This is a genomic window from Streptomyces sp. NBC_01723, from assembly GCF_036246005.1.
Lineage (GTDB): Bacteria > Actinomycetota > Actinomycetes > Streptomycetales > Streptomycetaceae > Streptomyces.
The window spans coordinates 1,353,183-1,366,536 of the sequence record NZ_CP109171.1; the positions used below are offsets into that span (position 1 = coordinate 1,353,183).

At 71.8% G+C, this 13,354-nt stretch carries 12 protein-coding genes and 1 riboswitch; of the genes, 3 read left to right on the forward strand and 9 right to left on the reverse strand.

Features of this window, described 5'->3' with window-relative positions; all coding sequences use genetic code 11:
- Positions 1-126: 126 nt before the first annotated feature.
- Together OIE75_RS06435 and OIE75_RS06440 are read left to right on the forward strand one after the other, a co-directional pair.
- Positions 127-780 carry a uridine kinase family protein gene (locus OIE75_RS06435; RefSeq protein ID WP_307010454.1) on the forward strand — a complete coding sequence of 218 codons (654 nt, stop codon included), beginning with the start codon at positions 127-129 and terminating at the stop codon, positions 778-780.
- Positions 781-1,211: 431 nt separating this feature from the next.
- Positions 1,212-3,068, forward strand: coding sequence for an AAA family ATPase (locus OIE75_RS06440; protein ID WP_329469912.1), 1,857 nt, complete (start codon positions 1,212-1,214; stop codon positions 3,066-3,068).
- Here the strand turns inward: OIE75_RS06440 and OIE75_RS06445 are convergent.
- From OIE75_RS06445 to OIE75_RS06485, 9 genes are all read right to left on the reverse strand, one after another.
- Positions 2,986-4,101 (reverse strand): hemolysin family protein, encoded by a 1,116-nt coding sequence (locus tag OIE75_RS06445; RefSeq protein WP_307010456.1) that lies wholly within the window; start codon positions 4,099-4,101, stop codon positions 2,986-2,988. The genes OIE75_RS06440 and OIE75_RS06445 overlap by 83 nt on opposite strands.
- Positions 4,098-5,429 carry a hemolysin family protein gene (locus OIE75_RS06450; RefSeq protein ID WP_307010458.1) on the reverse strand — a complete coding sequence of 444 codons (1,332 nt, stop codon included), beginning with the start codon at positions 5,427-5,429 and terminating at the stop codon, positions 4,098-4,100. The genes OIE75_RS06445 and OIE75_RS06450 overlap by 4 nt, the downstream gene beginning before the upstream one ends.
- Positions 5,430-5,635: 206 nt before the next feature.
- Complete coding sequence (locus tag OIE75_RS06455; RefSeq protein WP_307010459.1) at positions 5,636-6,103, reverse strand: PH domain-containing protein; 468 nt, start codon at positions 6,101-6,103, stop codon at positions 5,636-5,638.
- Between the two features lie 19 nt (positions 6,104-6,122).
- A complete protein-coding gene (gene hisG / locus OIE75_RS06460; RefSeq protein ID WP_122617145.1) occupies positions 6,123-6,980 on the reverse strand; it encodes an ATP phosphoribosyltransferase in 858 nt (285 codons plus the stop codon).
- Positions 6,981-7,025: 45 nt separating this feature from the next.
- On the reverse strand, positions 7,026-7,298 hold the full coding sequence (locus tag OIE75_RS06465; RefSeq protein WP_161331928.1) for a phosphoribosyl-ATP diphosphatase: 273 nt from the start codon (positions 7,296-7,298) through the stop codon (positions 7,026-7,028).
- A 34-nt stretch (positions 7,299-7,332) separates the two neighbouring features.
- Positions 7,333-7,818 (reverse strand): 6,7-dimethyl-8-ribityllumazine synthase, encoded by a 486-nt coding sequence (ribH, locus tag OIE75_RS06470; RefSeq protein WP_307010464.1) that lies wholly within the window; start codon positions 7,816-7,818, stop codon positions 7,333-7,335.
- A 24-nt stretch (positions 7,819-7,842) separates the two neighbouring features.
- Positions 7,843-9,186, reverse strand: a complete 1,344-nt coding sequence (locus OIE75_RS06475) for a bifunctional 3,4-dihydroxy-2-butanone-4-phosphate synthase/GTP cyclohydrolase II (RefSeq protein WP_329469918.1) — start codon at positions 9,184-9,186, stop codon at positions 7,843-7,845.
- The gene (locus tag OIE75_RS06480) at positions 9,183-9,827 is read right to left on the reverse strand and encodes a nicotinamide mononucleotide transporter family protein (protein WP_307010467.1); all 645 of its coding nucleotides are present in this window, start codon (positions 9,825-9,827) and stop codon (positions 9,183-9,185) included. Before OIE75_RS06480 ends, OIE75_RS06475 begins: the two co-directional genes overlap by 4 nt.
- Complete coding sequence (locus OIE75_RS06485) at positions 9,824-10,426, reverse strand: riboflavin synthase (RefSeq protein ID WP_307010468.1); 603 nt, start codon at positions 10,424-10,426, stop codon at positions 9,824-9,826. Before OIE75_RS06485 ends, OIE75_RS06480 begins: the two co-directional genes overlap by 4 nt.
- A 149-nt stretch (positions 10,427-10,575) precedes the next feature.
- Positions 10,576-10,706: riboswitch (FMN riboswitch) on the reverse strand.
- Between the two features lie 214 nt (positions 10,707-10,920).
- Here OIE75_RS06485 and OIE75_RS06490 point away from each other — a divergent pair.
- The gene (locus OIE75_RS06490; protein WP_329469921.1) at positions 10,921-13,278 is read left to right on the forward strand and encodes a chitinase C-terminal domain-containing protein; all 2,358 of its coding nucleotides are present in this window, start codon (positions 10,921-10,923) and stop codon (positions 13,276-13,278) included.
- Positions 13,279-13,354 lie beyond the last annotated feature (76 nt).

Genomic DNA, 13,354 nt, shown 5'->3' on the forward strand with positions numbered 1-13,354 from the left:
TGACCGCAGGCGCCCGCTCCTGCCAGCACTTCCGCGCACGCCACGCCACGAACATTGGTGTCGACCTGTGGCGCGAACGGCGAGGTGGGGACGGGTCGGGGGCGCGGTTAGAGTGCGGGGCGAACCGTGTCCGTCCCCTCGTGCCGCACAGGATCCGTCATCCACGACCTCGCCGCCCGGCTCCGCCGCCTTCCGCCCTCCTGCGGGCCCGTGCGCCTGATCGGCGTCGACGGGCACGCCGGTTCCGGGAAGTCCACGTTCGCCGGACGGCTGGCGGCCGGGCTGGGCGGCGCACCGGTGCTGCGCCTCGACGACATCGCCAGTCACGACGAACTGTTCGACTGGACCGACCGGCTGCTCGGCCAGGTGATCGAGCCGCTGCGACACGGGGACACCGCGCACTACACCCCCTACGACTGGCGGTCCCGGCGCTTCGGGGCGGCGCGTCCGCTGCCGCCCGCGCCGGTGGTACTGGTCGAGGGGGTCGGCGCGGGCCGTCGGGCGCTCCGTCCGCACCTGGCGCTGCTGTTCTGGATGGACCTGCCCGCCGAGGAGGCGTGGGCCCGCGGCCGGGCGCGCGACGGAGCGGAACAGCGGGAGTTCTGGGACGGATGGGTTCCGGCGGAGCGCCGCCACCTCACGGACGACCCTTCGCGCCCCTTCGCGCACTGCCTGGTACGGCAGAGGGAGGAGGGGTACGAGGTGCTGCCGGGGCCGGCGGGGACCACTTCCGGACCCCCTTTTTTCACGCAGGGTGACGGACCGTCGGCAATGTGCTGAACTCGTGAAGATCGCGCCCCGGCAACCCACGGACGCGCCCCAACTCCGCTTGACCCAGGGGCCGTACAGGTCTTACGTTCTGAATGTGCGGTAGTTCGAAGCCGCCGACAGACGCGAAGCCCCCGGTTGTTCCCCCGTGATCGGGGGCTTCGTTCTGCCCTGAGCCCGTTTTCCGGGTGCTCCGTGACGCCGGACGCTCACCCTCGGTCACCATTCGGTCGCCTGTTCCAGCCACTCCCACCTCGCGGAACGACGGCTCCCCGCACTCTTCGGAGGACCGGGCGCCGCGGGTACGATGCCCTCGGTGCGACCTACGGGCGGTTGCCGCGCGCACCTGCAACTCCGGTCCTCGGTGCAGCCGTTGACCGAGGCGGCCGGACGGGCGACGGCTCGGCGGCTTACCGACGGGGGCACGGTACGTGGGGGACGGGATGGACTTCGGCACGCGGGGCCCGCAGGCCCCGGCCGACCTCGCCTGGCTGCGCGGCGTGGACGCCTACACCATGGGGGCCTACCCGCAGGCGGAGGAGGAGTTCCGGACCGCGGTACGCATCGACCCCACCATGGCCGACGGCTGGCTGGGGCTGCACGCCCTGCGCGTCGACACCACGAACGCCTTGCTGCGGATGTTCCGCAACCGGGAGCGTTTCGGCGAGCAGCGCGCCCGCCACCGTCGCACCCTCAACTCCTGGTACTGGCTGGGCTGGTGGGTGCAGCCCGTGCTGGAGAACCCGCGCGACCTGCTGCTCGCGCACGCCTCCCACTGGCTGGACGGCCGCCACGTCCCGGAGCTGGACCGGGCGCTGGCCGGGCTGCCGCCGGTCGACACCGACGCCCAGGTCCGCTTCCTGCACGCCTGCCGCGCCTACCTCGTCAAGGACTGGGAGCAGCTCGTCCGGCACACCGACCCCCTGCTCGGCGATCCCCTGCTGGGCATCGAGGCCGGCCTCTTCAGCGGCATGGCCCGGGTCCGCCTGGAGATGTTCGGCCAGGCCGAGCCGCTGCTGTCGGCCGCCCTGATGCGGTGCCGCAGCGAGCAGCCCCAGCGCAAGGAGCTGCGCTACTGGCTGGCGCGGGCCCACGAGGGCACCGGCCGCAGCGCCGCGGCACTCCCCCTGTACCGGGCCGTGCACCGCGTCGACCCGGCGTTCATGGACACCTCGGCCCGGCTGGCGGCGATCGACGAGAGCGACGGCTACGACGACGCCGCCGACCTCGCGGGCCTCTCCGGAGCCGGCCCGGGCTTGGACGGCCTGGACGGTCTTGACCCGCTCTTCGGCACCGAGCAGCGCGACCTCAAGGTCTCCGCGCCCGGGTCCTCGCCGGGCTCGCCGCTGCCCACGCTGAGCGGACCGCCGGTGCGCCACAAGGCCGACGGGGCCGATCCGGCCCTGCCGACCGGGCCCACCGACCCCGCGTTGCTGGAGGAGGCGCTCGCCGAGCTGGAGCGCATGGTGGGACTCGAGCCGGTGAAGCGTCAGGTCAAGGCGCTGTCCGCACAGCTGAACATGGCGCGGCTGCGCGCCGGGCAGGGCCTGCCGGTCCAGCCGCCCAAACGTCACTTCGTCTTCTCCGGCCCCTCCGGCACCGGCAAGACCACCGTGGCCCGCATCCTGGGCCGCGTCTTCTACGCCCTCGGCCTGCTCGGCGGTGACCACCTGGTGGAGGCGCAGCGGGCCGACCTGGTCGGCGAGTACCTCGGCCAGACCGCTGTGAAGGCCAACGAACTGATCGACTCCGCGCTCGGCGGCGTCCTCTTCGTGGACGAGGCGTACTCCCTGTCCAACTCCGGCTACGGCAAGGGCGACGCGTACGGCGACGAGGCGCTCCAGGTGCTGCTGAAGCGCGCCGAGGACAACCGCGACCACCTGGTGGTGATCCTGGCCGGCTATCCGGAGGGCATGGACCGGCTGCTCGCCGCCAACCCGGGGCTGTCCTCCCGCTTCACCTCGCGGGTCGACTTCCCCTCGTACCGGCCGCTGGAGCTGACCTCGATCGGTGAGGTGCTCGCGGCCGAGAACGGGGACGGGTGGGACGAGGAGGCGCTGGACGAGCTGCGGTCGATCGCCGGGCACGTGGTGGACCAGGGGTGGATCGACGAGTTGGGCAACGGGCGGTTCCTGCGGACGCTGTACGAGAAGAGCTGCGCCTACCGGGATCTGCGGTTGTCGGTCTGTCCCGGCGAGCTGACCCGGGACGACCTGGCTACGTTGCGGCTGCCGGACTTGATGCAGGCGTATGGGGAGGTGCTGTCGGGGCGGGGGCCGCAGGATCCGCCGACCGGGTGAGCTGCGGCGTCACCACCCGGTGGGCCGGGTCCCTGACCTCCCCCACCAGCAGCTCCAGCACGTCCTCCAGAGCGACCAGGCCCAGCACCCGGCCGGAGGCGTCCGTCACCTGGGCCAGGTGGGTGGCCGCGCGGCGCATCACCGTGAGGGCGTCGTCGAGGGGCAGTTCGGGGCGCAGCGTGGTCATCGGGCGCCAGAGGTGCTGGGGCACGGCCCGCTCGGACTCCTCCAGGTCGAGGACGTCCTTGACGTGCAGGTACCCCATGAAGGCGCCCTGTCCGGCGGCGACCGGGAAGCGCGAGTACCCGGTGCGGGCGGTGAGCGCGACGATCCGGGCCGGGGTGACCGAGGGGCTGACCGTCACCAGGGACTCCCTCTTGAGGAGCACGTCGGTGACCGGGCGGGAGCCCAGTTCCAGGGCGTCCTCCAGGCGTTCCTGCTCCTCCGGGTCGAGCAGGCCGGCCTGGCCGGCGTCCTCCACCAGGCGGTTGAGCTGCTCGCTGGTGAAGACGGCCTCGACCTCGTCCTTGGGCTCGACGCGGAACAGCCGCAGGACGACCCGCGCGCAGGCGCCGAGTGCGACGGTGACCGGTCCGCAGAGGCGGGCGAAGGCGACCAGGCCGGGGCTGAGCCACAGGGCGGCCTTCTCGGGGGCGGCCATCGCGAGGTTCTTCGGGACCATCTCGCCGATGACGAGGTGGCAGAAGACCACGACGGCCAGCGCGATGACGTAGCCGAGCGGGTGGATCATGCCGTGCGGCAGGTGGATCCACGCGAAGGCGGGCTCCAGCAGATGCGCGACGGTCGGTTCGGCGACGGCGCCGAGCGTCAGTGAGCAGACGGTGATCCCGAACTGGGCGGCGGCCATCATCCGCGGCAGCCGCTCCAGCCCGTACAGGACCTGGCGGGCGCGGGCGGTGCCGAGTGGTTCGATCTGGCTGCGGCGCACCGAGACCAGCGCGAACTCGGCGCCGACGAAGAACCCGTTGGCGAGCACGAGCAGCGCCGCGAAGAGGAGTTGCAGGACGCTCATCGGGCGGCCTCCGGCACCGAGACCGGCGCCGTGCGCACCAGCCGTATCCGTTCGGCGCGGTAGTGGCCGACCTGGCGGACGGAGAGCCGCCAGCCGGGCAGCTCCGCGCGGTCGCCGACGGCGGGGATGCGGCCGAGCAGGTCGGCGACGAGCCCGGCCACGGTCTCGTACGGACCGTCGGGCGCTTCGAGACCGACGCGGCGCAGGGCGTCGACGCGGCAGCTGCCGTCGACGTCCCAGGCGGGGCGGCCGTCCTCGGGCGGGGCGGGGGCCAGTTCGGGCGCGTCCAGGCCGTCGTGCTCGTCGCGGACCTCGCCGACGATCTCCTCGACGATGTCCTCCAGCGTGACGACGCCGGCCGTGCCGCCGTACTCGTCGACCACGACCGCGATGGGCTGCTCGCTGCGCAGGCGGGCGAGGAGCGGCCGGACGGGCAGCGTCTCGGGGACGAGCAGCGCCGGGCGGGCGATCCGGCCGGTCAGGACGCGCAGCCGGTCGTGGGCGGGGACGGCGAGCGCGTCCTTGAGGTGCACCATGCCGACGATCTCGTCGATCCTCTCCCGGTAGACGGGGAAGCGGGACAGTCCGGTGGCGCGGGTCAGGTTGACCACGTCCTGGGCGGTGGCCGAGGAGTGCAGGGCGCTGACCTTCACCCGCGGGGTCATGACGTGCTGGGCGGTCAGGTCGCCCAGGGACAGGGTCCGCACGAAGAGGTCGGCGGTGCCCTGTTCCAGCGCGCCGGCGCGGGCGGAGTGCCGGGCCAGGGAGACCAGTTCGCCGGGGGTGCGGGCGGAGGCCAGCTCTTCGGCGGGCTCGATGCCGAGTGCGCGGACCAGGCGGTTGGCCACGGAGTTCAGGGCCGCGATCACGGGGTGGAAGAGCCGGGCGAAGGCGTGCTGCGGGCCGGCGACGAAGCGCGCGACCTGGAGGGGCCTGGAGACCGCCCAGTTCTTGGGCACCAGCTCGCCGATCACCATCTGCACCGCCGAGGCCAGCAGCATGCCGACGACGACCGACACGCCGGGCACGGCGCCGTCGGGGACGCCGACGGCCGTGAACGGGCCGTCCAGGAGCTGGGCGAGCGCCGGTTCGGCGAGCATGCCGACGACCAGGGAGGTGATGGTGATCCCGAGCTGGGTGCCGGAGAGCTGGAAGGACAGCTCCTTGAGGGATTCGACGACCCGGTGGGCCCGCCGGTCACCGTCGGCGGCGGCCTGTTCGGCGTCCGGCCGTTCGACGGTGACGAGGCCGAACTCGGCGGCGACGAAGAAGCCGTTGGCGAGGATCAGCAGGAAAGCGGCTGCCAGGAGCAGCAGGGGGGTGGTCATGATGCCGCCGCCTGTGCGGTGTCACAGCAGGGGGCGGCGCAAGTACTGCAGGACGGTCCGTCCATCGCCGGAGGGAGTCACTCCTCGGGTAGCAGGAACCCCCTGCGCACCGGGCGGAGCGGCAGGGGCGAGGACGCGGTGGGCGCGTCTGTCGTTCCCAGATTAATCAGGAAAAGGGCGCCCGCGGCAGGGCTCGCGGCGCGGTGTCAGTCACGCGTCGGATCGGGTTGGGCGCCGGACCGGGCCTCCACGAGGGCGCGCAGGGCGCGGGCGTCGGCGATGGCGCGCTGCTTGGCGATGCCCGGCTGGATGCCGAGCACGGGCAGGCTGGTGCCGTCGCTGAGGTCGAGGAAGACCCAGGGGTCGCCGTGGCGGAGGTTGACCCGGAGGATCTCGGGCCAGGCCAGGCGCCGCCTGGTGGTCAGGTTGACGACCGTGACGCCCGTCGCGTCGGCGGCGACGTGAGGCCGGGCCAGCAGGAGCAGTCCGCCGGCCAGGAGGAGGGCCGTCAGCACGAAGCTGAGGCGCTCCCCCGTCCCGAGGCCGGCGAGCACCGTCCCGACCGCCGTGATGGTCGCGAAGGTGGCGACGGCGAGGACGATCAGGACGGCGCGGGTGCGGCCCGGCCGGAAGGTGACGGGCAGGGCGGGCAGGTCCGGCGTGGTGTCGGGCATGGCGTCGCTCCGGGCGGGCTCAGAGACGGCAGGCGTGGATGGCCGTGGTCAGGATGGCCCGGGCGCCGATCTCGTAGAGGTCGTCCATGATCCGCTGGGCCTCCTTGGCGGGGACCATCGCGCGGACGGCGACCCAGCCCTCGTTGTGCAGCGGGGAGACCGTGGGGGATTCGAGGCCGGGGGTGAGCGCGACGGCCTTCTCCAGCTGCTCGACGCGGCAGTCGTAGTCCATCATCACGTACGTCCGGGCGACCAGGACGCCCTGGAGGCGGCGCAGGAACTGCTGGACCTTGGGCTCGGTGGCCTCGTCGGGCTCGGCGCCCGCGCGGCGGATCACGACGGCCTCGGACTTCATGATGGGCTCGCCGAAGACCTCCAGGCCCGCGTTGCGCAGGGAGGTGCCGGTCTCCACGACGTCGGCGATGACCTCGGCGACGCCGAGTTCGATGGCGGTCTCGACGGCGCCGTCGAGGTGGACGACGGAGGCGTCGATGCCCCGGTCGGCCAGGTGGGCGGCGACGATGCCCTCGTAGGAGGTGGCGACGGTGCGGCCCTTGAGGTCCTCGATGCCGCCTGCCGCGCCCGGCTTTCCGGCGAAGCGGAAGGTGGAGCGGGCGAAGCCGAGCGGCAGGATCTCCTCCGCGTCGGCGCCGGAGTCGATCAGCAGGTCCCGGCCGGTGATGCCGATGTCCAGCTTGCCGGAGGAGACGTAGATCGCGATGTCGCGGGGCCGGAGGTAGAAGAACTCGACCTCGTTGGTCGGGTCGACGACGCGCAGTTCCTTGGACTCGCGGCGCTGCTGGTAGCCGGCCTCATGCAGCATGTCCGCCGCAGGGCCGGAGAGGGAACCCTTGTTGGGGACGGCGATGCGCAGCATGAGGTCGGCTTCCTTTGCGTGGAGTGGGGCAGGGGGGTGCTGGGCTCACAGGTGGGCGTAGACGTCGTCCAGGGAGATGCCGCGGGCGACCATCATCACCTGGACGTGGTACAGCAGCTGCGAGATCTCCTCGGCCGCCGCGTCCTTGCCCTCGTACTCGGCGGCCATCCAGACCTCGGCGGCCTCCTCGACGACCTTCTTGCCGATGGCATGGACCCCCTTGTCCACCAGCTCGGCGGTGCGGGAGGTGGCGGGGTCGCCGTTTGCGGCCTTGTGCTGGAGCTCGGTGAAGAGCTCCTCGAACGTCTTATTGGACATGGTGGCGCCCACTTTACGCGTAGTGCCGGCGGGGCTAGCGCCACGGTTCGGATACTGAGCGGAGCGTGGCCGCCGTGGCGACGGCCGCGGTCACCGCCTCGTGCCCCTTGTCCTCGTTGGAGCCTTCCAGTCCGGCGCGGTCCAGGGCCTGCTCCTCGGTGTCGCAGGTGAGGACGCCGAAGCCGATGGGGACGCCGGTCTCCACGGAGACCTGGACCAGGCCCTGGGTGACGCCCTGGCACACGTAGTCGAAGTGGGGGGTGCCGCCGCGGATGACGACGCCGAGGGCGACGACCGCGTCGTAGCCACGGCCCGCGAGGACCTTGGCGACCACCGGGAGCTCGAAGCTGCCGGGGACCCTGAGCAGGGTCGGCTCGTCGATGCCGAGGTCGTGCAGGGCGCGCAGGGCGCCGTCCACCAGTCCGTCCATCACCTGGTCGTGCCACTGTGCCGCGACGACGGCGACCCGCAGGTCCCCCACGTTGCGTACGGACAGTTCCGGTGCACCCTTGCCGCTCACGTCGCTCCTCGCGTTGCTGCTTGCTTACTGGTTGCCGCAGGTGGACACGGGCTTCGTGTCCAGCCAGGGCAGGTCGTGTCCCATCCGGTCCCGCTTGGTGCGCAGGTATCGGAGGTTGTGCTCGCCGGCCTGGACGGGCATCGGCTCGCGGCCGGTGACGTCGATGCCGTGCCGGACGAGGGCGTCGCTCTTGTCCGGGTTGTTGGTCATCAGGCGGACGGAGCGTACGCCGAGGTCCTGGAGGATCTGGGCGCCGGCGCCGTAGTCGCGGGCGTCGGCGGGCAGGCCCAGTTCCAGGTTGGCGTCGAGGGTGTCCCGGCCGCGCTCCTGGAGTTCGTAGGCGCGCAGCTTGGACATCAGGCCGATGCCGCGCCCCTCGTGGCCGCGCAGGTAGACGACCACGCCCCGCCCCTCGGCCTGGATGCGGTCCAGGGAGGCGTCGAGCTGGGGACCGCAGTCGCAGCGCTGGGAGCCGAAGACGTCGCCGGTGAGGCACTCGGAGTGGATGCGGACCAGGACGTCGGTGCCGTCGCCTACGTCGCCGTGCACGAGGGCGACGTGCTCGACGCCGTCGACGGTGGAGCGGTAGCCGTACGCGGTGAACTCGCCGTGCCGGGTGGGGAGGTGGACCTCGGCCTCGCGGCGGACGGTCGGTTCCGCGCTGCGGCGGTAGGCGATGAGGTCCTCGATGGAGATGATCGTCAGGCCGTGCTTGCGGGCGAACGGGATCAGCTCGGGCAGCCGCAGCATCCGCCCGTCCTCGCCGGCGATCTCGACGATGGCGCCGGCCGGGCGCAGCCCCGCGAGGCGGGCCAGGTCGACGGCGGCCTCGGTGTGGCCGTCGCGGACGAGGACGCCGCCGGAGCGGGCGCGCAGCGGGAAGATGTGGCCGGGGCGGACCAGGTCGGTGGGTTCGGCGGTGCCGCTCGCGAGGAGCTGGAGGGTGGTGGCGCGGTCGGAGGCCGAGATGCCGGTGCTCACGCCGTGGGCGGCGGTGGCGTCGACGGAGACGGTGAAGGCGGTCTTCATCGACTCGGTGTTGTCGTCGACCATCTGCGGGAGCCGGAGCCGGTCCAGTTCGTCGCCCTCCATGGGGGCGCAGATCAGGCCGCGGCACTCGCTCATCATGAAGGCGACGATCTCCTCGGTCGCCTTCTCGGCGGCGATGACGAGGTCGCCCTCGTTCTCGCGGCTCTCGTCGTCGACGACGACGACCGGGCGTCCGGCGGCGATGTCGGCGATGGCCCGCTCGACCGGGTCGAGCGAGAGGTCGTCGATGCCGTCGGGGCTGTAGAGGAGGGGCGGGCCAAGAGGTGCGGCGCGAAGCGCCTCGTTCAGGGCGGCGGTGGGAGACGGGCGGGTGCTCATGCGGGCGCTCCTTCCGGGACGGGCCGCGCCGCGGTGCGGGAGCGCAGCCACCAGTCGCGCAGGCCCCACAGGACGAGCGCGCCGTAGAGGACGTAGACGAAGCCGGAGAAGGCGAAGCCGTTGGCGAAGTTCAGCGGGACGCCGACCAGGTCGACGAGCAGCCAGGCGAACCAGAACTCGACCATGCCGCGCGCCTGGGCGTACATCGCGACGACGGTGCCGACGAAGATGTAGGCGTCCGGCCAGGGGTCCCAGGACAGGGTCGGGAAGGCGGTGAACAGGCCGCCCACCGCGAGGGTGCCGGCGGCGGCCGCGGCGGCCAGGACGCCGCGCTCGCGCCAGGTGGCGAACCGGACGGCGATGGAGCCGTCCTGGTTCTGCCGCCGGCCGCGGTTCCACTGCCAGAAGCCCCAGGCGGCGACCGCCATGACGACGATCTGCTTGCCGGCGCTGCCGGAGAGGTGGGCGGTGGCGAAGGCGGTGAAGAGGACGAGTCCGGAGACGAACTGCACGGGCCAGGTCCAGATGGAGCGCCGCCAGCCGAGCGCGAGGCCGAGCAGACCGATCACGTTGCCGATCATGTCGGACCACTTGATGTGCTGGCCGAAGAGCGTGAACGCCTCGGAGTTGAGCCAGTTCACCGGGTGCCTCCCTGGGCGCCCAGCAGCCGCTCGACGTACTTGGCGATGACGTCCACTTCGAGGTTGACCGGGTCGCCGGGCTGCTTGAGACCCAGCGTGGTCAGGGCGAGCGTGGTGGGGATGAGGCTGACGGTGAAGAAGTCGGGTCCGGCGTCGACGACGGTGAGGCTGATGCCGTCGACGGTGATGGAGCCCTTCTCCACGACGTAGCGGGCGAGGTCCGCGGGCAGGGAGATCTTCACGAGCTCCCAGTGCTCGGAGGGCTTGCGCTCCAGGATCTCGCCGGTGCCGTCGACGTGGCCCTGCACGATGTGGCCGCCGAGGCGGGCGCCGACGGCGGTGGGGCGCTCCAGATTGACGCGGGAGCCGGTGGTGAGGACGCCCAGGCTGGAGCGGTCCAGGGTCTCGGCCATCACGTCGGCGGTGAACTCGTCGCCCTCGTGGTCGACGACCGTGAGGCAGACGCCGTTGACGGCGATGGAGTCTCCGTGCCGGGCCCCCTCGGTGACCACGGGGCCGCGCAGACGGAAGCGACAGGCGTCGTCGAGGGTCTCGACGGCGGTGATCTCGCCCAGCTCTTCGACGATTCCGGTGAACACTTCCCGGGTCCTCCTGCCTCTTCGGGCACGGACTCCGGGGCTGTCGAGAACGACAGAGACCGCGAGCGAGGACACCTGGGGCGACGCCGGACGAGCCCACCCGTGACGGGCGAGCCCAGAGATCGGCGGCGCGCACGAATGCCCGCCCGCCGCGCACTGCCTCCCATCCGGACTTTAACCGTCGGTCCAGGAATTTCACCTGGTCAACCGGTCGCTGGAGGCGACCGGGTCGCGGACTGTAACCGCCGGTTCGGACTTTCACCGACCCCGGAGTGCGCTGCTTCTGGTACAGAGCCAGTGTGCCACGCCTGATCGCCGTCCATGCGGACGGAGTGTGTGGGGTGGCTCACAGAGCGCTTCTCGACCCAGGCTCGACCGCCCCGTGCCCCTCAACTGACCTGCCCACACTGGGCTCTTCAATTGGTCCATACCTATTGACGCTCTGGTCTAGTCCTCTCTACTGTCTGCGCAACTTCCGTGGAGAGGAACCGACTGTGCCTTCCCCCTCACGTTCCAGATCCCGCCGCCGAGCGAGACCCGCGCTCCTCGCCGCTGCCGCCGCCATCACCGGACTCTTCCTCGCCGGACTCCCGGCCACCGCCTCGCAAGCCGCCGACCAGGAGACCTGTCGCCCGGACGGGCTCTACGAGACCCCCGGCACCGACGTCCCGTACTGCTCGGTCTACGACTCCGCCGGCCGGGAGAAGATGGGCGCGGACCACCCCCGCCGGGTGATCGGCTACTTCACGAGCTGGCGCACCGGCAAGGACGGCAAGCCGGCGTACCTGGCCTCGGACATCCCGTGGGACAAGATCACCCACATCAACTACGCCTTCGCGCACGTCGACGGCGGCAACCGGCTCTCCGTGGGCTCGGACGGCGCGAAGAACCCGGCCACCGGCATGACCTGGCCCGGGGTCGCGGGCGCCGAGATGGACCCTGACCTCCCCTACAAGGGCCACTTCAACCTGCTCAGCAAGTTCAAGAAGCAGCACCCCGACGTCAAGACGATGATCTCGGTGGGCGGCTGGGCCGAGACGGGCGGCTACTTCGCGGACGACGGCTCGCGCGTGGACTCGGGCGGCTTCTACTCGATGGCCACCCACGCGGACGGCTCGGTCAACCAGGCCGGCATCGACACCTTCGCGGACTCGGCCGTCGACTTCGTACGGAAGTACGGCTTCAACGGCGTCGACATCGACTACGAGTACCCGACGACGATGAAGGACGCGGGCAACCCGCTGGACTGGTCCTTCGCCAACGGCCGCCGGGCCGGACTGGTCAAGGGCTACGCGGCGCTGATGAAGACGCTGCGCGAGAAGCTCGACCGCGCGGGTGCCGCGGACGGCCGGCACTACCTGCTCTCCGTCGCCGCTCCATCCTCCGGGTATCTGCTGCGCGGCATGGAGACCTTCCAGGTCCAGAAGTACCTGGACTACGTCAACATCATGTCGTACGACCTGCACGGCGCCTGGAACGAGTACGTCGGCCCCAACGCCTCGCTCTTCGACGACGGCAAGGACGCGGAACTCGCCGCCGCGGGCGTCTACACGACCTCGCAGTACGGCGGCATCGGCTACCTCAACACCGACTGGGCCTACCACTACTTCCGCGGCTCGATGCCCGCGGGCCGCATCAACATCGGGCTGCCGTACTACACGCGCGGCTTCAAGAACGTCACCGGCGGCACCGACGGGCTCTGGGGCCGGGCCCCCGCCACGGACTGCCCGGCCGGCTCCGGGCTGACCAAGTGCGGTGACGGCGCGGTCGGCATCGACAACCTGTGGCACGACCTGGACACCGACGGCGAGGAGTCGCCCGCGGGTTCCAACCCCATGTGGCACGCCAAGAACCTGGAGAAGGGCGTCGTCGGCGACTACGTCACCGACTACGGCTTCCCCGCCGACACCCGGCTGACCGGGACGTACGCCCGCAAGTACGACGCCACACTGGTCGCGCCCTGGCTGTGGAACGCCGAGAAGAAGGTCTTCCTGTCCACGGAGGACGAGCAGTCGGTGCGGGCCAAGGCGGAGTACGTGGCCGACCGCGGCATCGGCGGCACGATGATCTGGGAGCTGGCCGGGGACTACGCCTGGGACGCGGCCGAGGGGCAGTACGTGCCGGGTTCGACGCTGACCGACACGATGTACGACACGTTCAAGGCGGCCGCTCCGTACGGCGCACGGCGAGCCACCACCGAGATGCCGTCCGAGGCGCTGGACGTGGACGTGGAGTTCGGCCAGTTCCCGCTGGGCGACTCCAACTACCCGATCAGCCCCAAGCTGAAGATCACCAACAACACGGACACGCCGCTGCCGGGCGGTACGGAGTTCCGGTTCGACTACGGCACGTCCGCGCCCGGCAACGCCAAGGACCAGTCCGGCTGGGGTACTTCGGTGGTCCGCAGCGACCACACCGGCAGCAACGTGGGCGGACTCAAGGGCGACTACCACCGCGCCTCGCTGAAGCTGCCCGCCTGGCAGTCGCTGGCGCCGGGAGCCTCCACGACGGTGGACCTCGTGTACCACCTGCCGGTGTCGACGCCGTCGAACTGGACGGTGACCTTCGGCGGGAAGTCGTACGCCCTGACGGGTGACCTCGCCCGGGGCACGACCGCGGTCGACCCCGGCACCCCGAGCCCGACGCCGACACCCACCCCCTCCCCCACGGGCTCCGGGTCGCCCGGCCCGACGGAGTGCGCCGCCCCGGCCTGGGACACGGCCTCGGCGTACGGCGGTGGCACCACGGTGTCCCACCAGGGGCACACGTGGAAGTCCAAGTGGTGGACGAAGGGCGAGGAGCCCGGCACCAGCGGTGAATGGGGCGTCTGGCAGGACCTGGGGGCCTGCTGACCCCCGGCCAGAACCGGCCCGGCGGCGGTGACGACGGCCCTTGCCCGCCGCCGGGCCACCCAATCGGCGACCTGCG

Coding starts and splice junctions, on each gene's coding strand:
- OIE75_RS06440 (WP_329469912.1), top strand. CDS start 1,212: ATGGACTTCGGCACGCGGGGCCCGCAGGCCCCGGCCGACCTCGCCTGG.
- OIE75_RS06445 (WP_307010456.1), bottom strand. CDS start 4,101: ATGAGCGTCCTGCAACTCCTCTTCGCGGCGCTGCTCGTGCTCGCCAAC.
- OIE75_RS06450 (WP_307010458.1), bottom strand. CDS start 5,429: ATGACCACCCCCCTGCTGCTCCTGGCAGCCGCTTTCCTGCTGATCCTC.
- OIE75_RS06455 (WP_307010459.1), bottom strand. CDS start 6,103: ATGCCCGACACCACGCCGGACCTGCCCGCCCTGCCCGTCACCTTCCGG.
- hisG (WP_122617145.1), bottom strand. CDS start 6,980: ATGCTGCGCATCGCCGTCCCCAACAAGGGTTCCCTCTCCGGCCCTGCG.
- OIE75_RS06465 (WP_161331928.1), bottom strand. CDS start 7,298: ATGTCCAATAAGACGTTCGAGGAGCTCTTCACCGAGCTCCAGCACAAG.
- OIE75_RS06475 (WP_329469918.1), bottom strand. CDS start 9,186: ATGAGCACCCGCCCGTCTCCCACCGCCGCCCTGAACGAGGCGCTTCGC.